Below are 23,919 nucleotides of genomic sequence, written 5' to 3'. Positions count from 1 at the left end.
CTGAAATGACCCGGCTTGAAAAATTTTACAAAGAAGAAGTGGTTCCGTCGCTGACCGAGAAGTTCGGTTACACGAACCCGATGCAGGTGCCGCGTCTGTCCAAGATCACCCTGAACATGGGTGTGGGCGAGGCCGCCACCAACAAGAAGGTGCTGGAGAACGCGGTCGCCGACATGACCAAGATCTGCGGCCAGAAGCCGATCGTGACGAACAGCCGCGTGTCGGTGGCCTCGTTCAAGATCCGTGATGGTTGGCCGATCGGCTGCAAGGTCACCTTGCGTCGCGCCAAGATGTACGAGTTCCTGGATCGCCTGGTCAACGTCTCGCTGCCGCGCGTCCGCGACTTCCGTGGTGTGTCGGCCAAGTCGTTCGACGGCCGCGGCAACTACAACATGGGCATCAAGGAGCAGATCATCTTCCCGGAGATCGATTACGACCAGGTCGACGCCTTGCGCGGCATGGACATCGCGATCACCACGACGGCGAACACCGATGCTGAAGCCCGCGCCCTGCTGGAAGCGTTCCGCTTCCCGTTCCGTAATTAATCAGTAAGACCTCATTCAAGGATCTAACTATGGCTAAGACCTCCATGGTCAACCGCGACTTGAAGCGGGCCAAGCTGGCGGCGAAGTACGCGGTCAAGCGCGCAGAGCTGAAGAAGACCATCGCCAGCCCGACGGCCTCCTACGAGGAAAAGGAAGCGGCGGTGATCAAGCTGCAGAAACTGCCGCGCGACTCCTCGCCCTCCCGCCAGCGGAATCGCTGTGCCCTGACCGGACGTTCGCGCGGTGTCTACGCGAAGTTCGGCCTGGGTCGCAACAAGTTGCGCGAAGCGACCATGCGCGGTGACGTGCCGGGTCTTCGCAAGGCCAGCTGGTAAAAAAGTGGCAATCGCGGCCGGCAAGTCTGCTAGACTTGCCGGCTCGCAATGTTTCATGCGTTGCCGCCATCCGGTCGCAGCGTCACAACTGAATTCGCAATTGAGCGGATATCGGTGCACTCATCAGGTAATTACACATGAGCATGACTGATCCCATCGCCGATATGTTCGTCCGCATCAGGAATGCGGCGGCGGTCGGCAAGCCCACGGTGAAGATGCCGTCGTCCAAGATCAAGGTGGCCATCGCCAAGGTCCTGAAGGACGAGGGCTACATCCTGGACGCCACGGTCACCGATATCGGTGGCGGCAAGAACGAGCTCCAGATCCAGTTGAAATACTACGAAGGCAAGCCGGTGATCGAGCAGCTCAAGCGCTTCTCCCGCTCCGGCCTGCGCCAGTACCGCGGCAAGAATGACCTGCCGAAGGTTCTCGGCGGCCTCGGTGTTTCCATCATTTCCACCTCCAAAGGCATCATGACCGATGCGCAGGCGCGCCAGCAGGGCGTCGGCGGCGAAGTCTTGTGCTTCGTGGCTTAAGGGAGTAACGACCATGTCCCGAGTTGCCAAGAAGCCGATCGCCCTCGCCAAGGGCGTGGAGCTGAACATCCAGCCGGAAATCGTGACCGTCAAGGGCCCCAAGGGCACCCTGTCGATCGCCAAGCCGGAGTACATCCAGGTCAAGATCGAAGACGGGCATGCGCTCCTGTCGGCCAATGATCCGGCCCAGGTCGCACTGACCGGCACGTTGCGTTCGATCATTGCCAACATGGTCCACGGCGTCTCCGAAGGCTTCGAGCGCAAGCTCGAGCTGGTCGGCGTCGGTTACCGTGCCGCGATGCAGGGCAAGGATCTGAGCCTGTCGCTCGGCTTCTCCCACCCGGTCGTGTTCGCCGCTCCCGAAGGCATCACCATTTCGACCCCCACCCAGACCGAGGTCGTGGTGCAGGGCGCCGACAAACAGCGTGTCGGTGAAGTGGCTGCCAAGATTCGTGGCTTCCGTCCGCCCGAGCCCTACAAGGGCAAGGGTGTGAAGTACGCCGGCGAGACCATCATTCGCAAGGAAGCCAAGAAGGCCTGATCCCCTTGGGGATTCATCCGGGTTTTCAGCTTCCAAGGACCAGACAATGAACAAGAATATCGCTCGCCTGCGCCGCGCCAAATCGACCCGTGCGCACATCCGCAAACTTGGCGTGCCGCGCCTGACGGTGCTGCGCACCGGCCAGCACCTGTACGCCCAGGTCTTCACCGCCGACGGCTCGCAGGTACTGGCCGCCGCTTCGACCACCCAGGCCGAGGTCATGGAAGGTCTGAAGAACGGCAAAAATGCCGATGCCGCCGTCAAGGTCGGCCAGGCAATCGCCGTCAAGGCCAAGGCCGCGGGTATCGAGAAGGTTGCTTTCGACCGCTCCGGCTACCGTTACCACGGCCGGGTCAAGGCATTGGCCGACGCCGCCCGCGAGGGTGGTCTGCAGTTCTAAGCCGGAGGGTGGGGCGATCGCCCCATCCTCACCCCGCCGGCGCGGGTTGCGCCGGGCGCGGTGGCGGGTTCCCGTCCCCGTGATGCATCCGAACGAGTCAACAATCATAAGCGGCAGTGCCGCAAATCCTTTTTCCAACTCCAGGTATCAACAAGATGGCTAACGAACGCGATTCGCGGGGGCGTGGCAACCGCGAAGAAATCGATGACGGGATGATCGAGAAGCTGATCACCGTCAATCGTGTGAGCAAGACGGTCAAGGGTGGCCGCCAGTTCACCTTCACCGCATTGACGGTGGTGGGCGACGGCGCCGGCAAGGTCGGTTTCGGCTACGGCAAGGCGCGTGAAGTGCCGATGGCGATCCAGAAGTCGATGGAATATGCCCGCAAGAGCATGCAGAACGTCGATCTGAACAACGGCACCCTGTGGCATTCGGTGAAGTCCGGTCACGGTGCGGCGCATGTGTACATGCAGCCGGCGTCGGAAGGTACCGGTGTGATCGCCGGCGGCGCGATGCGCGCGGTACTCGAGGCGGTGGGCGTGAAGGACGTGCTGGCCAAGGCCACCGGTTCGCGCAACCCGATCAACCTCGTCCGTGCGACCCTGCGCGGTCTGTCGGAGATGCATTCGCCGGCCAAGATCGCGGCCAAGCGCGGCAAGAAGGTCGAGGACTTGAACCATGGCTAAGTCGTCTGAAAACAAGAGCGGCACCGTCAAGGTGCGTCTGGTCAAGGGTCTGCGTGGCAGCCAGGGGCGTCACCGTCTGTCGGTGAAGGCACTGGGTCTGCGCAAGATCAATGACGTGCGCGAGCTGAAAGACAGCCCGCAGGTCCGTGGTCTGATCAACACGGTCCATTACCTGGTCCGGGTCGAGGAATAATCATCATGCGTCTCAATACACTGTCTCCCGCCGAGGGTGCCCGCGAAGACCGCAAGCGCGTCGGTCGCGGTATCGGCTCCGGCCTGGGCAAGACCGCAGGTCGCGGTCACAAGGGTTCATTCGCGCGCTCCGGCAAGGGCAAGATCAAGGCCGGGTTCGAAGGCGGGCAGATGCCGATGCAGATGCGTCTGCCGAAGGTCGGCTTCCGCAGCAAGACCAAGAACGACACCGCCGAAGTGATGCTCTATCAGCTGGATCAGCTGGAAGCCGGCGACGTCGATTTCGCCACGCTGCTTGCCGCCAAGCTGGTGTCGACCAAGGCCAAGCGGGCCAAGCTGGTCGTGAAGGGCGAAGTCACCAAGAAGTTCGTGTTCAAGGGCGTGCTTGCCACGGCCGGTGCCAAGGCCGCCATCGAAGCGGCTGGCGGCAAGGTCGAGGAGTAAGTCAGGCATGGCGCGCAGCAACAACGCGATGGCCGGCATGGGCGGCGGGCTCGGCAAGTTCACCGAGCTCCGCCAGCGCCTGATGTTCGTGCTCGGAGCATTGGTCGTCTATCGGATCGGTTGCTACATCCCGGTACCGGGTGTCAATCCCGAGGCGATGCTGCGGCTGATGGAAAGCCAGCAGGGCACCATCGTGGACATGTTCAACATGTTCTCCGGTGGCGCGCTGGAGCGCTTCAGCCTGTTCGCCCTGAACGTGATGCCCTACATCTCGTCCTCGATCATCATGCAGTTGATGGTGCAGATCCTGCCCAGCATGAAGGCGATCCAGAAAGAGGGCGAATCCGGCCGACGCAAGATCAACCAGTGGTCCCGGTTGGGTGCGATTCCGCTGGCGGTGTTCCAGGCATGGGGTATCGCCACGGCGCTGCAGGCCGGTGGCGCCAGCCAGGGCATCCCGGTGGTCTACAGCCCGGGTGCCGGGTTCGTGCTGACGGCGGTGATTTCGTTGACGGCGGGCACCCTGTTCCTGATGTGGCTGGGTGAGCAGGTGACGGAGCGGGGCATCGGCAACGGTGTTTCGTTGATCATCTTCGCCGGTATCGTTGCCGGGCTGCCTTCCGCTTCGTTGAACATGTTCGAGCAGGTCCGCAACGGCGAAATGGGCACGTTGACGGCGATGGCGGTGACGGCGATCGTGTTGGGCTGCACCTTCTTCGTGGTGTTCGTGGAGCGCGGCCAGCGCCGGATCACGGTCAATTACGCACGGCGACAGGGCGGTCGCAGCGCGTACATGAACCAGTCCTCGTTCCTGCCGCTGAAGCTCAACATGTCGGGCGTGATCCCGCCGATCTTCGCGTCGAGCATCGTGATGTTCCCGGCCACGGCGGCGACCTGGTTCAGCCAGGGCGACTCTTCGTCGTTCATGCTCAAGGTCAGCCAGTGGTTGAACCCGGGCGAGCCGCTGCACATGATCCTGTATGGCGGTCTGATTGCCGGGTTCACGTTCTTCTATACCGCGCTGGTCTTCAATTCGCAGGAAACCGCCGACAACCTCAAGAAGTCGGGCGCCCTGATCCCGGGCATCCGGCCAGGCAAGGCGACCGCCGATTACGTCGACGGGGTGCTGACCCGGTTGACCGCGGCGGGTGCGACCTACCTGGTGCTGGTGTGCCTGTTGCCGGAAGTGATGCGTACCCAGATGGGCACCTCGTTCTACTTCGGTGGAACCTCGCTGCTGATCGTGGTGGTTGTGGTGATGGACTTCATTTCGCAGATCCAGGCGCATTTGATGTCGCATCAGTACGAGAGCCTGTTGAAGAAGGCGAATCTCAAGGGATCCAGAGGCGGCCTCGCCGGGCGCTGACGGGTTCAAGGCTTCACCGGCAGATGCCGGAAGGGCCGGTCCGGAGCGAATCCGGACGTGACAGGCAGTATCGGAACCCCGGCTTACACACCGGGTTCCAGCAGGGCGACTCGCGCGGTGTCTCGCGCGCGGGTGGGTTCGGACCGATCTGCGCGCCAGAGTAGCGCGCGGTGTCGGGGAGGGCGGCTTGACACCGCCACCTCCGGCAGTCCGGATTCGTCGCCGGAGCATGGGCACACTCCCCATGCCGTGGCAGTGCTGTGCCTCTGGCGCGGCAAGGCTTCCTATTAACCCGAGACCTTGATAAAATTTCCGATTCACTTTCGAGTGATCCTTTCTGCCGAGTTGTCAGGACTCGGCTGCCAAACCAGTTGGAGATCGCGTTATGGCGCGTATTGCAGGCGTCAACCTGCCTGCCCAGAAGCACGTCTGGGTCGGGTTGCAAAGCATTTACGGCATTGGCCGTACTCGTTCCAGGCAAGTCTGCGAGTCGGCCGGCGTCAACACGTCGACCAAGATTCGCGATTTGTCGGAGCCGGAAGTCGAGCGTTTGCGCGGCGAGATCGGCAAGATCGTCGTCGAAGGCGACCTTCGCCGCGAGATCGGCATGTCGATCAAGCGCCTGATGGACCTGGGTTGCTACCGCGGCCTGCGTCATCGCCGTGGCTTGCCGCTGCGTGGTCAGCGCACCAAGACCAACGCACGTACCCGCAAGGGTCCGCGTCGGGCCATCCGGAAGTAAGGGGTAGATCATGGCCAAGCCAACCGCTGCAAAGACGAAGAAGAAGATCAAGCGCGTCGTCACCGACGGCATCGCCCACGTCCACGCTTCGTTCAACAACACCATCATCACGATCACCGACCGCCAGGGCAATGCGTTGTCGTGGGCGACTTCGGGCGGCGCGGGTTTCCGCGGTTCGCGCAAGTCGACCCCGTTCGCAGCACAGGTCGCGGCCGAAAAGGCCGGCCGTGCCGCGCTCGACTACGGCGTCAAGTCGCTGGAAGTGCGCATCAAGGGCCCGGGTCCGGGTCGGGAGTCCGCCGTTCGTTCGTTGAACAACGTCGGCTACAAGATCATCAACATCATCGACGTAACGCCAATCCCGCATAACGGTTGCCGTCCGCCGAAAAAGCGTCGCGTCTGAGGAGCTGAAGAAGAATGGCTCGTTATATTGGTCCCACCTGCAAGCTTGCCCGCCGCGAAGGCGTCGACCTCGGCCTGAAGTCGGCGTCGCGCGCACTCGATTCAAAGTGCAAGCTCGAGCAGAAACCCGGTCAGCATGGCGCGACGCTTCGTCGTGGCAAGCTGTCCGATTACGCCAACCAGCTCCGTGAGAAGCAGAAGGTCAAGCGCATTTACGGCTTGCTCGAGCGCCAGTTCCGGAACTACTACAAGAAGGCCGCGGCCAAGCGGGGCAACACGGGCGAAATCCTGTTGCAGCTCCTGGAGACGCGCCTCGACAACGTCGTGTACCGCATGGGCTTCGCAGTGACCCGGCCGGCCGCGCGCCAGCTGGTTTCGCACCGTGGTGTCACGGTCAACGGCAAGTCGGTCAATCTGCCTTCGTATCAGGTCAAGGCCGGCGACGCGGTCGCGTTGTCCGAGCGCGCGCAGAAGCAGTTGCGTGTGCAGGAGTCGTTGACGGTGTCGCAGCAGATGGATCTGTCGCCGTCCTGGATCGAGGTCGACAGCAAGAAGTTCGCGGGTGTGTTCAAGGCGGTTCCGGATCGTACTGATCTGCCTGCCGACATCAACGAAGCACTGATCATCGAGCTGTACTCGAAGTAATTCATCTGTTCTTGAGCCTCGGCCCCCCGGCCGCAGGCTCGCAGGAGACTCCACAACATGACGGTTACCGCCAATCAGGTACTGCGCCCGCGCGGTCCCCAGATCGAACGCCTCACCGGCAACCGCGCCAGGGTAGTGATCGAGCCGCTGGAGCGCGGTTATGGCCACACTCTGGGCAACGCGTTGCGTCGCGTGCTGCTGTCGTCGATTCCGGGTTTTGCGATCACCGAAGTCGAAATCGATGGCGTACTGCACGAATACACCACGGTCGAGGGGCTGCAGGAGGACGTACTTGAAGTCCTGCTCAACCTCAAGGACGTTGCCGTCCGCATGCACACCGGCGAATCGGCGACCCTGTCGCTGACCAAGCAGGGTCCGGGCATCGTGACCGCGGCCGACATCAAGACCGACCACAACGTCGAGATCATCAACGGCGAGCACGTGATCGCGCATCTGACCAAGGATGCGACGCTGAGCATGCGCGTCAAGATCGAACGCGGGTACGGCTATCAGCCGGCCACCGCGCGACGTCGCCCGGACGAGGAGACCCGCACCATCGGTCGCCTGATGCTGGACGCCAGCTTCAGCCCGATCCGTCGGGTCGCCTATTCGGTCGAGGCTGCCCGTGTCGAGCAGCGCACCGACCTGGACAAGCTGATCCTCGATATCGAGACCAACGGCACGATCGATGCGGAAGAAGCGGTGCGTACTGCGGCCGAAGTCCTCAGCGATCAACTGTCGGTGTTCGGTGACTTCACCCAGCGCGAGCGTGGTGCGGCCAAGCCGGCGACCAGCGGCATCGATCCGGTGCTGTTGCGTCCGATCGACGATCTGGAACTGACGGTGCGTTCGGCCAACTGCCTCAAGGCCGAGAGCATCTACTACGTCGGCGATCTGATCCAGAAGACCGAAGTCGAATTGCTGAAGACGCCGAACCTCGGCAAGAAGTCGCTCACCGAGATCAAGGAAGTGCTTGCCCAGCGCGGCCTTTCCCTCGGCATGAAGCTCGAAAATTGGCCGCCAGCGGGTATTGCCTCGCACGGCATGATGGGCTGAGCCGCGGCTTACCCGCTGCGCGTACAGACAACCAGGAAACAAGACCATGCGCCACCAGAAATCAGGACGCAAATTCAACCGTACCAGTGCCCATCGCGATGCGATGTTCACCAATATGGCCGCGTCGCTTATCAAGCACGGAGCCATCCGTACCACCCTGCCGAAGGCCAAGGAGCTGCGCCGCGTTGCGGAACCGCTGATCACCCTGGCCAAGACGGATGGCGTCGCCAACCGTCGCCTCGCCTTCTCGCGCCTGCGCGACAAGGAAGCGGTGGGCACGTTGTTTGTCGAACTGGGCCCGCGTTACAACGCGCGTCCGGGCGGCTACCTGCGCATCCTCAAGTGCGGTTTCCGCGCTGGCGACAATGCGCCGATGGCCTACGTCGAGCTGGTCGATCGTCCGCAGGCTGTCGCGGAGTAAAGATCGACGAATTGGTGGGGCGGCCGCAAGGCATGCAACATCGAGGTTGCATCAACCCCGGCCCGGTGCCGGGGTTTTTGCGTTGGTGGGATGCGCGCCGAATGCGAGTCCCGTCCGAGGTGGCGCAGGAGGCGCCTGCGCGTTGTTGTCTCGTTTCGCGCTTTGCATGGCGGGCGCGAGCCCGTATCGTGTCGGCCCATGAACCCCTCCCGAAAATCCGCCGTGTCCTTCCGTCGCCGTTTCCTGCTCGGCTTTCTCGCCTGCGCCGGATTGATCGGCTACGCCCTGTATACGCAGTTCCACGGTGGCCTGCTGCCGTGTCCGCTGTGCATCTTCCAGCGGGTCGCGTTTGCCGCGCTTGGAGTGGTTTTCCTCGTGGGTGGCCTTCATGCGCCGAAGCGGGTGGCGGGTCAGCGTGTCTACGCGGCGCTTGCCGTGGTGGCATCGATCACGGGAATCGCGATCGCAGGCAACCACGTGCGCCTGCAACACCTTCCCGCCGACCAGGTGCCGGCCTGCGGCCCGGGTCTGGACTACATGTTGGATGCGATGCCGCTCACCGGCGTGATACGCAAGGTGATGACCGGTTCAGGCGAGTGCGCCAACGTCGATTGGTCGTTGCTGGGATTGTCGATGCCGACGTGGAGCCTGTTGTGCTTCATCGTGCTGGGTGGCTGGGCGGTTTACGCGGGCTTCCGCCGCCATTGAGGGCCCGTGGCAGGCGGGGAGGCCATGCATTGCAAGACGCGGCGGCGACGTGGATGATGGATTGCTGCTTCGCAACAAAATCAAGTGTCCGACATGCCCAGCGCCGACCGTAATCTGCATCCCGTCAACCTGCCCGCCAACTGGCATCCCGCTTCCTGGCGGGGCTTTACCGCGCTGCAGTTGCCCCGTTACGACGATGCCGATGAGCTCGCCGGCGTGCTGCAGGAGTTGCGCACGCTGCCGCCGCTGGTCACGTCCTGGGAGATCCTCGCGCTCAAGCAGCAATTGGCCGATGCGCAGGAAGGCAGATGTTTCCTGCTGCAGGGCGGGGACTGCGCCGAGACGTTTGATGCGTGCTCCTCCGATGTGATCTCCAACCGGCTCAAGGTGCTGCTGCAGATGAGCCTGGTGCTCGTGCACGGGCTGCGCAAGCCGGTTGTGCGGGTCGGGCGGTTTGCCGGCCAGTACGCGAAGCCGCGTTCGGCCGATACCGAAACCATCGATGGCGTGACGGTGCCCAGCTACCGCGGCGACATGGTCAACGCGCCGGAATTCAATGCCGCTGCACGCCGCCCAGATCCGCGTCGCATGATCAAGGCGCACGCGCGTTCGGCGATGACGATGAACTTCGTGCGGGCGTTGATCGACGGCGGATTTGCCGACCTGCGGCATCCCGAGTACTGGAACCTCGATTGGGTCGGGCATTCCCCGCTGGCGGAGGAATATCGCCAGATGGTGGACTCGATCGGCGGCGCGGTGCGTTTCATGGAAACCCTGTCGGGCGGGTCGGTGAGGAACCTCGACCGGGTCGATTTCTACACCTCGCACGAAGCCTTGCTGCTGCCGTACGAGGAGTCGTTGACCCGGCAGGTGCCGCGTCACTGGGGCTGGTTCAACCTCAGCACCCACTATCCGTGGATCGGCATGCGTACCGCGGCAATCGACGGAGCCCATGTCGAGTACTTCCGCGGCATCCGCAACCCGATTGCGTTGAAGGTCGGCCCTTCGGTCACGCCGGACCAGTTGCTGCGGGTGGTCGACGTGCTCAATCCGGAGGACGAGCCGGGCCGGTTGACCCTGATCCATCGCATGGGTGCCGCGCAGGTCGCGGAGAAGCTGCCGCCGCTGCTCAACGCAATGCGCCGGGACGGGCGCCGCGTGCTGTGGGTGTGCGACCCGATGCATGGCAATACCGAAGGGACCGCGAACGGCTACAAGACCCGCCGCTTCGCCAACATCGGCAGCGAGCTGGAGCAGGCGTTCGATCTGCACGCGGCGGCCGGTACGCGCCTGGGTGGCGTGCACCTGGAGCTCACCGGCGAGGACGTCACCGAATGTCTGGGCGGTGCGCGCGGGCTGACCGAGGTGGATCTGGAACGCGCCTACCGTTCCACCGTCGATCCGCGGCTGAACTACGAGCAGGCGCTGGAGGTGGCGATGCTGATCGTGCGCAAGCAGGCGCAGTTGACGGCGGCAAGCTAGTGCCGCCAGTCCGGTATTTGCTGTAGCGGGAATGGGTCCGCTCTGATGGCGGGCAGCCGCTTTCAACAGCTGCGCGGCGTGGCACCCGTCATCAACGCCTGACAATCCCCCCGCCTACCGCGCCAATGAAAAATGCCCGCAACCTCTCAGTTGCGGGCATTGTTTCTTTTCCGATCTGCCGCGGCGCACGGGCCGCGGGGCCCGTATCGACGCTTCAGCTGCTGGAGCGGCTGGCGCGTTTGCGGTCGGTCTCGGTCAGATGCTTCTTGCGCAGGCGGATTTCCTTCGGCGTGACCTCAACCAGCTCGTCGTCCTCGATGAAATCCAGCGCCTGCTCCAGCGTGAACTTGATCGCCGGAGTCAGCTTGATCGCATCGTCCTTGCCCGAGGCGCGCATGTTGGTCAGCGGCTTGGTCTTGATCGCATTGACGGTCAGGTCGTTGTCCTTGGAGTGGATGCCGATCAGCTGGCCTTCGTAGACGTTGTCGCCTTCGGCGGCGAACAGCTTGCCGCGCTCTTCCAATGGCCCCAGCGAGTAGGCCGGGGTGGCACCGGCGGAGTTGGAGATCATCACGCCGTTGGGGCGCTTGGCGATCGCGCCGACTTCACGCGGGCCGTAATGATCGAACACGTGGAACAGCAGGCCGGTGCCCTGGGTCAGGGTCTTGAACTCGTTCTGGAAACCGATCAGGCCGCGGGCCGGGATCATGTAGTCCAGACGCACACGTCCCTTGCCGTCGGATTCCATGTTCTTCAGCTGGCCCTTGCGGATGCCCAGCTTTTCCATGACGCCGCCCTGGTGCTGCTCCTCGATGTCGACCACCAGCTGCTCGACCGGCTCCATCATCTGGCCGTCGATCTCCTTGATGATGACTTCCGGGCGCGACACCGCCAGCTCGAAGCCTTCGCGGCGCATGGTCTCGATCAGCACCGACAGGTGCAGCTCGCCGCGGCCGGAGACGAGGAACTTGTCCGGATCGGAACCTTCCTCGACCTTCAGCGCGACGTTGTGCAGGGTCTCGCGCTCCAGTCGCTCGCGGATCTGGCGGCTGGTGATGAACTTGCCACCGCTGAAGTCCTTGCGGCCTGCGAACGGCGAGTTGTTGACCTGGAAGGTCATGCTGATGGTCGGCTCGTCCACGGTCAGCGGCGGCAAGGCCTCCGGAGCCTCCACCGCGCACAGGGTGTCGGAGATGCTCAGGCCCTGGACGCCGGAAATGGCGACGATGTCACCGGCCTCGGCCTCCTCGACCTCGACCCGCTCCAGGCCCATGAAGCCGAGCACCTGCAGCACCTTGGCCTGGCGCTTCTTGCCTTCACGGTCGATGACGGTGATCGGCATGTTGGTGCGGACCTTGCCGCGCTGGATGCGGCCGACGCCGATCAGGCCGACGAAGTTGTTGTAGTCCAGCTGGCTGATGCGCATCTGGAACGGACCGTCGGGATCGACGTCCGGAGGCGATACGTGCTGCATGATCGCTTCGTACAGCGGGGTCATGTCGCCACCGCGGACGCTGTCGTCAAGGCCGGCGTAACCGTGCAGCGCCGAGGCGTAGACGATCGGGAAGTCGAGCTGCTCGTTGGTGGCGCCGAGCTTGTCGAACAGGTCGAACACCTGGTCGATCACCCAGTCCGGACGCGCGCCGGGGCGGTCGACCTTGTTGACCACCACGATCGGCTTGAAGCCCATCGCGAACGCCTTCTGGGTCACGAAGCGGGTCTGCGGCATCGGGCCATCCATCGCGTCGACCAGGATCAGCACCGAGTCGACCATCGACAGCACGCGCTCGACCTCGCCGCCGAAGTCGGCGTGTCCCGGGGTGTCGACGATGTTGATACGGTTGCCGCGCCAGGTGATGGCGGTGTTCTTGGACAGGATCGTGATGCCACGTTCCTTTTCCTGATCGTTGCTGTCCATCACGCGCTCGGCCAGGACCGTGCGTTCGGACAGGGTGCCGGAGTGCTTGAGCAGGCAGTCAACGAGGGTGGTCTTGCCGTGGTCGACGTGGGCGACGATGGCGATATTGCGCAGGCGTTCGATGGACATGGAGTAGAGCGGCGCGGGCGCTGCTTTCATAAGGAAGTCAGCCAGTATATAGGGTCGGCATCGCGACGCGGGGTCCGGCCCATCCTTGGGGTAAACTTGCGGGTCTGGCGTTCATCCAACGCACCCCACAACTCCGGAGCAGATTCCATGAGCCTGATCGCCACTTTCGACACCGACCGCGGCCCGATCCGCGTAGAACTCGCCGCCGACAAGGCGCCGCTGACGGTTGCCAACTTCGTCAACCTGATCAAGCGCGGCTATTACGACGGTCTGAACTTCCACCGCGTCCTGGCCGACTTCATGATCCAGGGCGGCTGCCCGCAGGGCACCGGTACCGGCGGCCCGGGTTACCGCTTCGAGGACGAGGCCAGCAACGGCCTGGGCCATGAGCGCGGCGTGCTGTCGATGGCCAATGCCGGCCCGGGCACCAACGGCAGCCAGTTCTTCATCACCCACGTGCAGTGCCCGTGGCTGGACGGCAAGCACACCGTGTTCGGCAAGGTGATCGAAGGCCAGGAAGTGGTCGACAGCATCAAGCAGGGCGACAAGATCAAGTCGGTCACGCTGGAAGGCGACGTCGATGCCGCCCTGGCCGCCAAGGCCGACCGTGTGGCCGATTGGAACAAGACGCTCGACGCAAACGCGTAAGCCGGCCTGTAAACCGGTGGCGCGACGCCCGCGCGGGCATTCCGTGGCGGGCGTCCACCTCTCGATCCCTTTTTCTTCGAGGTTGTTGCGAATGCCCCAGTTTGCCCAGCGCATCGGCCGTGCCAGGCCCAGCGCGATCATGCAGATCGCCGAAAAGGCCAAGCGGCTGAAGGCCGAAGGCCGCGATATCGTCAATTTCTCGATCGGCGTGCCCAACTTCCTGCCCGGCGAGCATGTCTACCAGGCCGCGCGCGAGTCGCTGGCGAGCGACAGCGGCCAGTACGGCAGCAACCGCGGTTCAGATGCGTTGCTGGACGCGTTTCTGGCGCACATCGAAAAGATCGGCTTGACCGGCTACAGACGCGCCAATCTCGGTATCGGCATCGGTGCCAAGCAGGTGCTGTACAACCTGGCCGAGGCGCTGCTCGACGAGGGCGACACCATCGCCTTCGCGGTGCCGTACTGGACCAGCTACCTGGACATCGCGCAGATCGTCAACGCCAGGGTCGAGCTGCTGCCGTGCCCGCCGGAGCAGGACTACAAGCTGACCCCGGCGCAGCTGGAAGCCGCCTTGGCGAAAAAGCCGCGCGTGTTCCTGTTCAACAATCCGTCCAACCCGACCGGGATGGTCTATGGCAAGGATGAGATAGCCGCGCTGGCCGATGTGCTGGTGCGCTACCCGGACACCTGGGTCATCACCGACGACATCTACAACGCGATGGTGTTCGACGGGCTGGGTTACCACAATTTCGTGCATTCCCGCCCCGAGCTGCGCGAGCGGGTGATCTTCGTCGACTCGCTGTCCAAGACCTACGGCATGCCGGGCTGGCGGGTCGGCCTGATGGCCGGTCCCCAGTCGGTGGCGAAGGCCGTGGCGACGCTCAACTCCAACCACATCACCAGCATCCCGGAGGCGGTCCAGGCGGCCGCGGTGGCGGCATTGACCGGGCCGCAGGACGTGCCGGAAGCCAAATGCCGCGAGTTCCAGGCCAAGCGCGACCAGGTCATGCAGGCCATGGACGCGATTCCCGGCTTGGTCTGCCCACGACCGCAAGGCGCGTTCTACGTGTTTCCCGACATCAGTGTGGCGTTCGGCAAGACCCATGCGCCGAGCGGGCTGAAGATCGATGACGACCTGTCGTTCTGCAGCGCGTTGCTGGAAGCCAAGGGCGTGGCCTGCGTGCCCGGCTCGGCGTTCGGCGAGCCGCGCGGGATGCGCATCAGCTACACCTGCCCGACGCCGCAGCTTGCGCCGGGTCTGCAGCGCATCCAGGAATTCTTTGCCGAACTGAGCTGAACCGTAGCGCTGTTCCACTCCCACTTTCCGTTGCAACAGGAGCCCCCCATGAAGAACCCCGTCCGCGTTGCCGTCACCGGTGCTGCCGGCCAGATCGGCTATTCCCTGCTGTTCCGTATTGCCGCCGGCGACATGCTGGGCAAGGACCAGCCGGTCATCCTGCAGATGCTCGAACTGCCGATGGAGAAGGCCCAGGCCGCGCTGAAGGGCGTGATGATGGAGCTGGAGGACTGTGCGTTCCCGCTGCTGGCCGGCATGGTCGGCACCGATGACGCCGAGGTCGCGTTCAAGGACGCCGATATCGCCCTGCTGGTCGGTGCGCGCCCGCGCGGCCCCGGCATGGAGCGCAAGGATCTGCTGCTGGAGAACGCCAAGATCTTCACCGCCCAGGGCGCCGCGCTGAACAAGGTCGCCAGCCGCGACGTCAAGGTGCTGGTGGTCGGCAACCCGGCCAACACCAATGCCTGGATTGCGATGAAGTCCGCACCGGACCTACCGGCGAACAACTTCACCGCGATGCTGCGGCTGGACCACAACCGCGCGCTGAGCCAGCTGGCGGCCAAGTCCGGCAAGCCGGTCGGCGACATCCGCAAGCTGGTGGTGTGGGGCAACCACAGTTCGACGATGTACCCGGACTACCGTTTCGCCACCGTCGACGGTGCCTCGCTGAAGGACGCCATCAACGACGCGGCGTGGAACGCGGACACCTTCATCCCGACCGTCGCCAAGCGCGGCGCGGCGATCATCGAGGCCCGCGGCCTGTCGTCAGCGGCTTCGGCGGCGAACGCGGCGATCTGCCACGTCCGTGACTGGCTGCTCGGCAGCGACGGCGAGTGGGTGACGATGGGCGTGCCGTCCGACGGCAGCTACGGCATCCCCGAAGGCATCATCTACGGCGTGCCGGTGATCACTGCGAACGGCGGATACACCCGCGTCGCCGACCTGCCGATCGACGACTTCAGCCGCGCCGCGATGGACAGGACCCTGGCCGAACTCGAGGAAGAGCGCGCCGGCGTCGCCCACCTGCTGTAAGGCAAACCACGAAGGCGGCTCCGGTCGCCTTCGTCGCGCAGGGCGGGCTTCAACCCGCCTTCTGTGCCACCCATGCGGCGGGTTAAAGCCCGCCCTACGAGGTACATGATGTCGCAAGTTTCAACGGGCACCCGTTTCCGCGCAGCCATTGCCGAAGAGTCGCCGCTGCAGGTCATGGGCGCCATCACGGCCTACGCAGGCCTCATGGCCAAACGTGTCGGCTACAAGGCGCTGTACCTGTCGGGTGGCGGTGTTGCCGCCAACTCGCTGGGCGTGCCGGACCTCGGCATCAGCACGATGGAAGACGTGCTCACCGACGCGCGCCGCATCGTCGATGCCACCGGCATGCCGTTGCTGGTCGACAGCGATACCGGCTGGGGCGGGGCGTTCAACATCGCCCGCGCGATCAAGTCGTTCGAGCGTATCGGTGTGGCCGCCGTGCACATGGAGGACCAGGTCGGGCAGAAGCGCTGCGGTCACCGCCCCGGCAAGGAAATCGTCACCACGGCCGAGATGGTCGACCGGGTCAAGGCGGCGGTCGATGCACGCAGCGATGCGGGTTTCGTCATCATGGCGCGGACCGATGCCGCGGCCACCGAAGGCGTCGACGCGGCGATCGAGCGTGCGGTGGCCTACGTCGAGGCCGGCGCGGACATGGTCTTCCCCGAGGCGATCAAGACGCTCGGCGACTACGCGCGTTTCAAGGCGGCGGTGCAGGTACCGGTCCTGGCCAACCTGACCGAGTTCGGTTCCACGCCGTTCTTCACCACGGACGAACTGCGCGACGTGGGTGTGGACATCGCCCTGTACTGCTGCGGCGCCTATCGCGCGATGAACAAGGCTGCCCTGCATTTCTATGAAGCCGTGCGGCGCGACGGCACCCAGAAGCAGGTCATCGATACCCTGCAGACACGCGACGCGCTCTACGACTTCCTCGGCTACCACGCCTACGAAGACAGACTCGACGAACTCTTTGCGAAGAAGTGAGAACACAGGCATGAACGAACAGACCCTCCCCAAACCCAAGAAATCCGTGGCCCTGTCGGGCACCGCCGCCGGCAATACCGGGCTGTGCACGGTCGGCCGCAGCGGCAACGACCTGCATTACCGCGGCTACGACATCAAGGACCTGGCTACAAAGTCGAGCTTCGAGGAAGTCGCCCACCTGCTGGTGCACGGCACGCTGCCCACCCACGCGCAGTTGGCCGCCTACAGGACCAAGCTGCAGCGCCTGCGCGGCCTGCCCGCGATCGTCACCGAGGCGCTCGAGCTGATTCCGGCCGCTGCCCACCCGATGGACGTGCTGCGCACCGGCTGCTCGGTGCTGGGCACGGTGCTGCCCGAGCGCGACACCCACCCGGCCGCCGAGGCCCGCGACATCGCCGACCGGCTGATCGCCAGCTTCGGATCGATGCTGCTGTACTGGTGGCACTTCACCCACAACGGCCGACGCATCGATGTAGAGACGGAGGACGATTCCGTCGCTGCGCACTTCCTGCACCTGCTGCACGGCCAGCCGCCGAGCGCGCTGCATGCCGACGCGCTGGACAAGTCGCTGGTGCTGTACGCCGAGCACGAATTCAATGCCTCGACCTTCACCGCGCGGGTGATCGCCGGTACCGGCTCGGACCTGTTCTCGTGCCTGACCGGTGCGGTCGGCGCGCTGCGCGGTCCCAAGCACGGCGGCGCGAACGAGGTGGCGATGGACATCATCAGCCGCTACGCCAGCGCCGACGAGGCCGAGGCCGACATCCGCGCGCGCGTGGAGCGCAAGGAGATCGTGATCGGCTTCGGCCACCCGGTCTATACCGTGGGCGACCCGCGCAACCCGATCATCAAGGAGATCGCGCGCAAGCTGTGCGCGCAGGGCGGCAACCAGGTGCTGTTCGACGTGTCCGAGCGCATCGAGAACCTGATGATGGACACCAAGAAGATGTTCCCGAACCTGGACTGGTACAGCGCGAGCGCCTACCACATGCTGGGCATCCCGACCGCGATGTTCACCCCGCTGTTCGTGATCGCCCGTACCACCGGCTGGAGCGCGCACGTGATTGAACAGCGCGAGGACGGCAAGATCATCCGCCCGAGCGCGAACTACACCGGCCCGGAAGACCGCGAGTACGTGGCGATCGAACACCGCTGAATCCTCGTACCGAAGCAGATGTCGAAAGGCCACGCGCGAGCGTGGCCTTTTTGCGTCTGCGTCATCGTCACGTCACTGGTGACGACCGGGATGCACCGGATCGGCGTCGTTGCCATGGAACCGCAACGCGTCCTCTCAGCGGGAGCGGTGGACGGCGGTCAGCTCAGCCCTTCGGCCTTCAGCACCGCCTGCACACCCGCGTCGGCTTCCATGCGCTGCTTGAAGGCGGCCAGATGGTCCAGGCCCGACAGATCGATACCCAGCGCGCCTGCCCAGCGCAACGTGATGTAGAGGTAGGGGTCGGCGAAGCTGCGGAAGCCGGCGAGCCAGGACTTGCCCTCGAGTTGCCTGTCCGCCGCCTGGAACAGCCCGCGCAGGCGCGTGCGCGCCGCGTCGCGGATCGTTTCGTGCTGGCTCGCGTCGGGATGGAACTTGGCAGGTGCGAACAATGGGACGAATGCCGGATGCAGATCCGAGTTGACGAATGCCAGCCAGCGGGTGGCCTGCGCACGCTGTTGCGCGCTGCCGTCGCCGCCGAGACCCGCCGCCGGGTAGCTGTCGGCGATGTAGCCCATGATCGCGGCATTCTGGGTCAGCCGGAAATCGCCATCGACCACTGCGGGGACCGCACCGGTCGGATTGATCGCCAGGTAGCTTGGCGACTTCAGCGTTTCCGCCGTCATCACTTCCACTTCGTAGGGCTGGCCGGTCCATTGCAGGGCGATGTGGTCGGCGGTCGAGCACGCGCCGGGTTTGGTGTAGAGCTTCATGTGATCTCCGGAGGACAGGGCGGGAAACGTGAAACGGGCCGGTGCGATATCACCGACCCGCCGTGGAGTTTCCGCCATACCGCCGTAACGCGGTGTCTTGACGTGGATCTCGATGCTCGGGGGAGCGTGCTGCTCAGGTGCCCTGCGGAGCCAGGTTCTGCACCTTGAGGAAGGTGTGGTCGCCGATCTTGGCCACCTGGTAGGCGTTGCGCCAGTTGGGGCTGGCGATCGCAAGGGCGGCGAAATGGCTCGCCCCGGGCACGATCTCCTTGCGCTCGCCCGGAGGCAGGGCCCAGTTGCGCTGGGCTTCCAGGGCGACGGTGACCGACTCCGCCCACGCTTCGGTATTGCTCAGGCGCGTATTGGGCGACACCAGCGTCGGCGCGAACTGCTTGCGGGCGGTCACCACCTCGCAGACGCTGTCGCCCCAGATGCCGCTGTCGCGACGACGCAGGGCGACTTCGGCGACCGCCTGCTGCCCCTGGACGGACTGGTTGCGTGCTTCCAGGTACAGCGTCGTGCTCAAACACAGCGAGTCGGCGCTTTGTGGTGACAACACCGAGGCCAACCACAGGATCCAGGCCAGTTTCATGACGAACTCCTTGCTCCGTTGCGCCGGCAACATCCAGGCCCGCCGCCCCGGGGAAGGGGTGGATGATCTTGACGCACCGACATGGCGTACTGGGGAGGGCGGCGGCTCTGTGGCGCGCTTTGCCCGGTCACCGGAACCTCGCAGAGGGCGAGGGCGGCGGGGGTCACCGGATGGGTGACTGGAAAAGTTGCGGCACGGTAGCGACCGTTATCTAAACCTCGTCTGAACAGGGGTGCCTGTTCAGTTTCTCAGGCGGCTTGTTCAGGGTCGCTCGATCGCGTCCGCGCCAAGTGCTGGCAAGGGTGTTGATGAAAGATGAACGTCATTGGAAATTCGTCTGTTCAGGTTCGTCGGCCGGCGTATTCAGTGCGGCAGTGCGCGCCGTTTTGCTAGAAGGACGCGGCCAGCCGGCTGCCCTGGTCGATCGCGCGCTTGGCGTCGAGCTCGACCGCCAGGTCCGCCCCGCCGATCACATGGATCTGCGCGCGATGGCCTTCCAGTTGGGCCTGCAGTGGCTTGAACGGCTCCTGCCCCGCGCACACCACCACATGATCGACCGGCAGAACCTGCTCGCGGCCGTCGATGCGGATCCGCAAGCCACCATCATCGACCCCGAGGTATTCGACCCCGCCGAGCATGCGGACCTGCTTGGCCTTCAGCGTGGCCCGATGGATCCAGCCGGTGGTCTTGCCCAGTCGCGCGCCGAGCTTGCCGGTACTGCGTTGCAGCAGCCAGACCTCGCGCGCGGGCGGCTCGGGACGGGCGGCAGCGAGTCCGCCCCGGCGATCGCCGTAAGCCAGGTCGACGCCCCATTCGCCGCGCCAGCGGGCTGCGTCCAGACTCGGCGAAGGACCCTCATGGACGAGGAACTCGGCGACGTCGAAACCGATCCCGCCCGCGCCGATGATCGCGACCTTGCGGCCCACCGGCACCTTGCCGCTCAGAACATCGATGTAACTGGCCACCTTCGGGTGTCTGGCGCCGGGAAAATCCACTTCGCGCGGGACGATGCCGGTCGCGAGCACGACGTGGTCGTAGTCGGCCAGTGCGGTCGGGGTCGCCCGCGTGTTCAAGCGCAGCTCGACGCCGGTGAGTGCGATCCGGCGGTCGAAGTAACGCAGCGTTTCGTGGAACTCCTCCTTGCCGGGGATCTGTCTGGCCAGGTTGAACTGGCCGCCGATCCGCGCAGCGGCCTCGAACAGCGTGACCCGATGGCCGCGTTCGGCGGCGACGGTCGCGCAGGCCAGACCGGCGGGTCCGGCGCCGACGACGGCGATGCGCTTTGCGGCAGTGGTCGGCGTGTAGCGCAATTCGGTCTCGGCGCAGGCACGCGGGTTGACCAGACAACTCGCCCGCTGGTTGGCGAACACGTGGTCCAGGCAGGCCTGGTTGCAGGCGATGCAGGTGTTGATCTCGTCGCCGCGCTGCGCGTACGCCTTGGCGACCCAGGCCGGATCGGCCAGCAGCGGCCGCGCCATCGAGATCATGTCGGCCTCGCCGTCGGCAAGAATGCGCTCCGCCGTCGCCGGCATGTTGATCCGGTTGGTGGCGATCACCGGCACGCGCACTTCGGGCTTCAGCCGGGCGGTGATGGCGCTGAACGCGCCGCGCGGTACCGAGGTGGCGATGGTCGGCACGCGTGACTCGTGCCAGCCGATGCCGGTGTTGATCAGGGTCGCGCCGGCCGCCTCGACGGCGCGTGCCTGCGCGACGACTTCGTCCCAGGCCAGGCCGTCGTCGACCAGGTCGATCATCGACAAGCGGTAGATCAGGATGAAGTCCGGCCCGCAGGCTTCGCGGATGCGCCGCACGATTTCAATTGCAAAGCGCATGCGTCGCAGGGCATCGCCGCCGAATGCGTCATTGCGGCGGTTGGTGCGCGGCGCGGTGAACTGGTTGAGCAGATAGCCCTCCGAACCCATCACCTCGACACCGTCATAACCGGCCTCGCGCGCGAGTTGCGCAGTGCGCACGAACGCCGCGATCTGGCGTTCGACCCCGCGCGCCGACAACGCCCGTGGGGTGAACGGATTGATCGGCGACTTGATCCGGCTCGGCGCGACCTGCAGCGGGTGGTAGCCATAGCGGCCGGCGTGCAGGATCTGCAGGCAGATGCGGCTGCCGTGTTGATGCACGGCACGGGTCACCTGGCGATGTTTTCGCGCTTCCCACGACCGGCTCAATTTGCCGCCGAACGGTTTCAGCCAGCCCACGATGTTCGGTGCGAAGCCGCCGGTGACCATCAGGCCGACCCCGCCGGCCGCGCGTTCGGCGAAATAGGCGGCGAGCTTCGGGAAGTCCGCCGCCTTGTCCTCCAGCCCGGTGTGCATCGAGCCCATCAATACCCGGTTGGGCAGGGTGCAGAAGCCCAGCTCGAGCGGTGTGAACAAGTGCGGATAGAGCGGATGCGGGTCGGCGATGGTCATCGGAAATACGCGTGCGTATGGAGAAGGCCACGATGCCGGGAAAGCCCCGGTGCGGCAAGGCTGCCGTCGCGTACGGGCGCGACCGGGGAGCATCCACGCCTCGCGAACACCGTGACTGGCAGAGTGGACGGACGTTTGGGAGATTGCCGATGAACCAGCACGACAGCCGTTCCGCCATCCGCCCGTCGCCGGACCAGCCGATGCTCGACATCGCCGACTACGTTGTTGACTACGCCATCGATTCGCAAGAGGCCCGGGACACCGCGCGCTACATGCTGCTGGATTCGCTGGCCTGCGCCGCGCTGGCGATGGACCACGGGGAGTGCGTGAAGCACCTTGGCCCGGTGGTGCCGGGAGCGGAAATGAAGGGCGGGGCGCGCGTGCCGTTCACCTCGCACGAGCTCGACCCGGTGCAGGCCGCCTACAACATCGGCGTGCAGATCCGCTGGCTCGATTTCAACGACACCTGGCTGGCGGCCGAATGGGGCCACCCGTCCGACAACCTCGGCGCGATCCTCGCGGTCGCCGACTACCTGGGCCGCAAGGCCGAGGCCGAAGGCGGCAAGGCGCTGACCGTGAAGGATGTGCTCGGCTACGCGATCAAGGCCCACGAGATCCAGGGCGTGTACGCGCTCGGGAACTCCTTCAACCGCGTCGGCCTCGACCACGTCATCCTCGTCCGCCTGGCGTCCACCGCCGTGGCCACCCGGATGCTCGGCGGCGACAGGGACGCGATCTGGACCGCCATCTCACACAGCTGGATCGACAACGGCGTGCTGCGCACCTACCGCCACGCTCCCAACACCGGACCGCGCAAGAGCTGGGCCGCCGGCGACGCCTGCCGCCGCGCCGTCACCCACGCCCTCAACGCGGTCAAGGGCGAGGTCGGCTACCCGAGTGCGTTGAGCGTGCCGGGCTGGGGCTTCCAGGATGTCGCCTTCAACGGCCAGCCGTTCGAGTTCGATCGCCCGTTCGGCAGCTACGTGATGGAGAACGTCCTGTTCAAGATCAGTTATCCGGCCGAGTTCCATGCCCAGACCGCAGTCGAATGCGCGATGCAGTTGCACGCGCAGGTGAAGGCCCGTATCGACGAAGCCGGTGTCGATGCCATCGAGCGGATCGAGTTGCAGACCCAGGAGGCGGGCGTGCGCATCATCGACAAGACCGGCCCGCTGCATAACTACGCCGACCGCGACCACTGCCTGCAATACATGGTGGCCGTGCCGTTGCTCTTCGGCCGCCTCACCGCCGACGACTACAGCGACGCGATGGCGGCCGATCCGCGCATCGATGCATTGCGCGCAAGGATGACGGTCAGTGAGAACCCGCAGTTCACCCGCGACTATTTCGACCCGGACAAGCGCTACATCGGCAATTCGATCCAGGTGTTCTTCAAGGACGGCAGCCGCACCGACCGGGTCTCGGTCGACTATCCGGTCGGCCACCGCAAGCGCCGCGCCGAAGGCATCCCCTTGCTGATGGAGAAGTTCGCAGGCGCCGTGCGCGGCAAGCTGGCGGCAGATAAGGCCGAGCGGTTGATCGCGCTGGCGGCTGAGCCGGAACGGCTGGAGGCGTTGCCCGTCACCGGATTGATGGCGCTGCTTCAAGCCTGAATGGCGCTTGACGAGAGCTGCCGCCCTGGGGGAACTCTTTCATTTGTTAGGCGTTCGTTAACACGGCCTTCACACACGCAAATCTACTCTGCGCGGGATGGCGTCATACCGGCAGCCGTCTTGTAACGGTACGGAACCACGCAGACGCGGTTTCCAGTTGAATCCATACGGAGATACATGATGAACAAGAAACTCCTTTGCGCAGCCCTGTTGGGCGGCCTGACCCTTGCCGGCGTTGCCAACGCACAAGAGTTCGATGATCGCTGGTACCTCACCGGCTCGGCCGGCATGAACATCCAGGACAACAATCGGGATACCCGTGATGCGCCGTTTGCGGCCATCGGTGTGGGCAAGTTCCTGAGCCCGAACTGGTCGCTTGACGGCGAGCTCAACTATCAGAACCCGAATGCCGACCGCAACCAGGACCTGAACTGGAGCCAGTACGGCATTTCGCTCGACGCGCGTTACCACTTCCTTGCCGAAGGCCGGAGCTGGAACCCGTATGTGCTGATGGGCCTGGGCTACCAGCGCGCCGAGGAAGAGTACGCACCGCAAGACGTGGGAAGCACCAGTCCCAATGCACCGTTCGAGCGCAAGGACGGTCACGTGGCCGGCAAGCTCGGTTTCGGCGCCCAGGGTGATGTCGGCCGGGTCAAGATCCGCACCGAACTGGCTTACCGCATCGACGCCGACAACGACAGCATTGGTGCGTTCCTGACGGACGACGTCCCGCGTGATGACGGCGCCGATTGGTTCGGCGACGTGCTGGCTTCAGTCGGCGTGGTCGTGCCGCTGGGCCCTGCCCCGGTTGCTGCAGTCGCTCCGGCCCCGGTGGCCCCGAGCTGCGCGG

Annotated in this window: 27 protein-coding genes; 23 read left to right on the top strand and 4 right to left on the bottom strand. The window is 64.8% G+C overall.

Annotation, left to right across the window (positions count from 1 at the left end):
- The first annotated feature begins 5 nt into the window (after positions 1-5).
- The 16 genes from rplE (at position 6) to N792_RS12895 (ending at position 10,501) form a co-directional block, all read left to right on the top strand.
- On the top strand, positions 6-545 hold the full coding sequence (rplE, locus tag N792_RS12970) for a 50S ribosomal protein L5 (protein ID WP_036196019.1): 540 nt from the start codon (positions 6-8) through the stop codon (positions 543-545).
- A gap of 29 nt (positions 546-574) precedes the next feature.
- Complete coding sequence (gene rpsN / locus N792_RS12965) at positions 575-880, top strand: 30S ribosomal protein S14 (RefSeq protein ID WP_036196018.1); 306 nt, start codon at positions 575-577, stop codon at positions 878-880.
- Positions 881-1,017: 137 nt separating this feature from the next.
- Positions 1,018-1,416, top strand: a complete 399-nt coding sequence (gene rpsH / locus N792_RS12960; protein WP_036196017.1) for a 30S ribosomal protein S8 — start codon at positions 1,018-1,020, stop codon at positions 1,414-1,416.
- Between the two features lie 13 nt (positions 1,417-1,429).
- On the top strand, positions 1,430-1,957 hold the full coding sequence (gene rplF / locus N792_RS12955) for a 50S ribosomal protein L6 (protein ID WP_036196016.1): 528 nt from the start codon (positions 1,430-1,432) through the stop codon (positions 1,955-1,957).
- Positions 1,958-2,003: 46 nt separating this feature from the next.
- On the top strand, positions 2,004-2,357 hold the full coding sequence (gene rplR / locus N792_RS12950; protein WP_036196015.1) for a 50S ribosomal protein L18: 354 nt from the start codon (positions 2,004-2,006) through the stop codon (positions 2,355-2,357).
- Positions 2,358-2,512: 155 nt separating this feature from the next.
- Positions 2,513-3,043, top strand: coding sequence for a 30S ribosomal protein S5 (gene rpsE / locus N792_RS12945; protein ID WP_036196014.1), 531 nt, complete (start codon positions 2,513-2,515; stop codon positions 3,041-3,043).
- A complete protein-coding gene (gene rpmD, locus N792_RS12940; protein ID WP_036196013.1) occupies positions 3,036-3,236 on the top strand; it encodes a 50S ribosomal protein L30 in 201 nt (66 codons plus the stop codon). Before rpsE ends, rpmD begins: the two co-directional genes overlap by 8 nt.
- Positions 3,236-3,679: a 50S ribosomal protein L15 gene (gene rplO / locus N792_RS12935; protein ID WP_084105831.1), complete on the top strand. Its 444-nt coding sequence runs from the start codon at positions 3,236-3,238 to the stop codon at positions 3,677-3,679. The genes rpmD and rplO overlap by 1 nt, the downstream gene beginning before the upstream one ends.
- A gap of 28 nt (positions 3,680-3,707) precedes the next feature.
- Positions 3,708-5,045: a preprotein translocase subunit SecY gene (secY, locus tag N792_RS12930; protein WP_425478892.1), complete on the top strand. Its 1,338-nt coding sequence runs from the start codon at positions 3,708-3,710 to the stop codon at positions 5,043-5,045.
- A gap of 385 nt (positions 5,046-5,430) precedes the next feature.
- Positions 5,431-5,787 (top strand): 30S ribosomal protein S13, encoded by a 357-nt coding sequence (gene rpsM, locus N792_RS12925; RefSeq protein WP_036196010.1) that lies wholly within the window; start codon positions 5,431-5,433, stop codon positions 5,785-5,787.
- Positions 5,788-5,797: 10 nt separating this feature from the next.
- Positions 5,798-6,190 (top strand): 30S ribosomal protein S11, encoded by a 393-nt coding sequence (rpsK, locus tag N792_RS12920; protein ID WP_036196008.1) that lies wholly within the window; start codon positions 5,798-5,800, stop codon positions 6,188-6,190.
- 14 nt (positions 6,191-6,204) lie between these two features.
- Entirely contained in the window at positions 6,205-6,834 is a 630-nt protein-coding gene (gene rpsD, locus N792_RS12915; protein WP_036196006.1) for a 30S ribosomal protein S4, read from the top strand.
- 57 nt (positions 6,835-6,891) lie between these two features.
- Positions 6,892-7,890: a DNA-directed RNA polymerase subunit alpha gene (locus N792_RS12910; protein WP_036196004.1), complete on the top strand. Its 999-nt coding sequence runs from the start codon at positions 6,892-6,894 to the stop codon at positions 7,888-7,890.
- A 46-nt stretch (positions 7,891-7,936) separates the two neighbouring features.
- Positions 7,937-8,311, top strand: a complete 375-nt coding sequence (rplQ, locus tag N792_RS12905) for a 50S ribosomal protein L17 (protein ID WP_036196002.1) — start codon at positions 7,937-7,939, stop codon at positions 8,309-8,311.
- A 198-nt stretch (positions 8,312-8,509) separates the two neighbouring features.
- Complete coding sequence (locus tag N792_RS12900; protein ID WP_036196000.1) at positions 8,510-9,019, top strand: disulfide bond formation protein B; 510 nt, start codon at positions 8,510-8,512, stop codon at positions 9,017-9,019.
- A gap of 93 nt (positions 9,020-9,112) precedes the next feature.
- Positions 9,113-10,501 carry a class II 3-deoxy-7-phosphoheptulonate synthase gene (locus N792_RS12895; RefSeq protein WP_052104137.1) on the top strand — a complete coding sequence of 463 codons (1,389 nt, stop codon included), beginning with the start codon at positions 9,113-9,115 and terminating at the stop codon, positions 10,499-10,501.
- 214 nt (positions 10,502-10,715) lie between these two features.
- Here N792_RS12895 and typA read toward each other — a convergent pair whose 3' ends face one another.
- Positions 10,716-12,548 carry a translational GTPase TypA gene (typA, locus tag N792_RS12890; RefSeq protein ID WP_036195997.1) on the bottom strand — a complete coding sequence of 611 codons (1,833 nt, stop codon included), beginning with the start codon at positions 12,546-12,548 and terminating at the stop codon, positions 10,716-10,718.
- 147 nt (positions 12,549-12,695) lie between these two features.
- On the opposite strand from typA, the gene N792_RS12885 reads away from it, so the two are divergent.
- The 5 genes from N792_RS12885 (at position 12,696) to prpC (ending at position 17,668) form a co-directional block, all read left to right on the top strand.
- Complete coding sequence (locus N792_RS12885) at positions 12,696-13,196, top strand: peptidylprolyl isomerase (RefSeq protein WP_036195996.1); 501 nt, start codon at positions 12,696-12,698, stop codon at positions 13,194-13,196.
- A gap of 91 nt (positions 13,197-13,287) precedes the next feature.
- Positions 13,288-14,493: a pyridoxal phosphate-dependent aminotransferase gene (locus N792_RS12880; protein ID WP_036195993.1), complete on the top strand. Its 1,206-nt coding sequence runs from the start codon at positions 13,288-13,290 to the stop codon at positions 14,491-14,493.
- Between the two features lie 48 nt (positions 14,494-14,541).
- Complete coding sequence (locus tag N792_RS12875; RefSeq protein WP_036195991.1) at positions 14,542-15,525, top strand: malate dehydrogenase; 984 nt, start codon at positions 14,542-14,544, stop codon at positions 15,523-15,525.
- A gap of 108 nt (positions 15,526-15,633) precedes the next feature.
- Complete coding sequence (gene prpB / locus N792_RS12870) at positions 15,634-16,512, top strand: methylisocitrate lyase (RefSeq protein ID WP_156969422.1); 879 nt, start codon at positions 15,634-15,636, stop codon at positions 16,510-16,512.
- A 10-nt stretch (positions 16,513-16,522) separates the two neighbouring features.
- Complete coding sequence (gene prpC, locus N792_RS12865; protein ID WP_036195987.1) at positions 16,523-17,668, top strand: bifunctional 2-methylcitrate synthase/citrate synthase; 1,146 nt, start codon at positions 16,523-16,525, stop codon at positions 17,666-17,668.
- Positions 17,669-17,826: 158 nt separating this feature from the next.
- Here prpC and N792_RS12860 read toward each other — a convergent pair whose 3' ends face one another.
- The 3 genes from N792_RS12860 to N792_RS12850 form a co-directional block, all read right to left on the bottom strand.
- Complete coding sequence (locus tag N792_RS12860; RefSeq protein ID WP_036195985.1) at positions 17,827-18,438, bottom strand: glutathione binding-like protein; 612 nt, start codon at positions 18,436-18,438, stop codon at positions 17,827-17,829.
- 133 nt (positions 18,439-18,571) lie between these two features.
- Positions 18,572-19,030, bottom strand: coding sequence for a cell wall hydrolase (locus tag N792_RS12855; protein ID WP_036196041.1), 459 nt, complete (start codon positions 19,028-19,030; stop codon positions 18,572-18,574).
- Positions 19,031-19,419: 389 nt separating this feature from the next.
- Complete coding sequence (locus tag N792_RS12850; protein WP_036195982.1) at positions 19,420-21,456, bottom strand: NADPH-dependent 2,4-dienoyl-CoA reductase; 2,037 nt, start codon at positions 21,454-21,456, stop codon at positions 19,420-19,422.
- A 149-nt stretch (positions 21,457-21,605) separates the two neighbouring features.
- On the opposite strand from N792_RS12850, the gene N792_RS12845 reads away from it, so the two are divergent.
- Both N792_RS12845 and N792_RS12840 read left to right on the top strand, forming a co-directional pair.
- Positions 21,606-23,069 carry a bifunctional 2-methylcitrate dehydratase/aconitate hydratase gene (locus N792_RS12845; protein WP_036195979.1) on the top strand — a complete coding sequence of 488 codons (1,464 nt, stop codon included), beginning with the start codon at positions 21,606-21,608 and terminating at the stop codon, positions 23,067-23,069.
- 180 nt (positions 23,070-23,249) lie between these two features.
- A partial coding sequence (locus tag N792_RS12840) for an outer membrane beta-barrel protein (protein WP_036195977.1) occupies positions 23,250-23,919 on the top strand: 670 nt, incomplete at its 3' end.

It is taken from the genome of Lysobacter concretionis Ko07 = DSM 16239 (genome assembly GCF_000768345.1).
In the GTDB taxonomy this organism is placed as follows: Bacteria; Pseudomonadota; Gammaproteobacteria; order Xanthomonadales; family Xanthomonadaceae; genus Novilysobacter; species Novilysobacter concretionis.
This window is presented reverse-complemented; position numbering and strand designations above follow the sequence as displayed.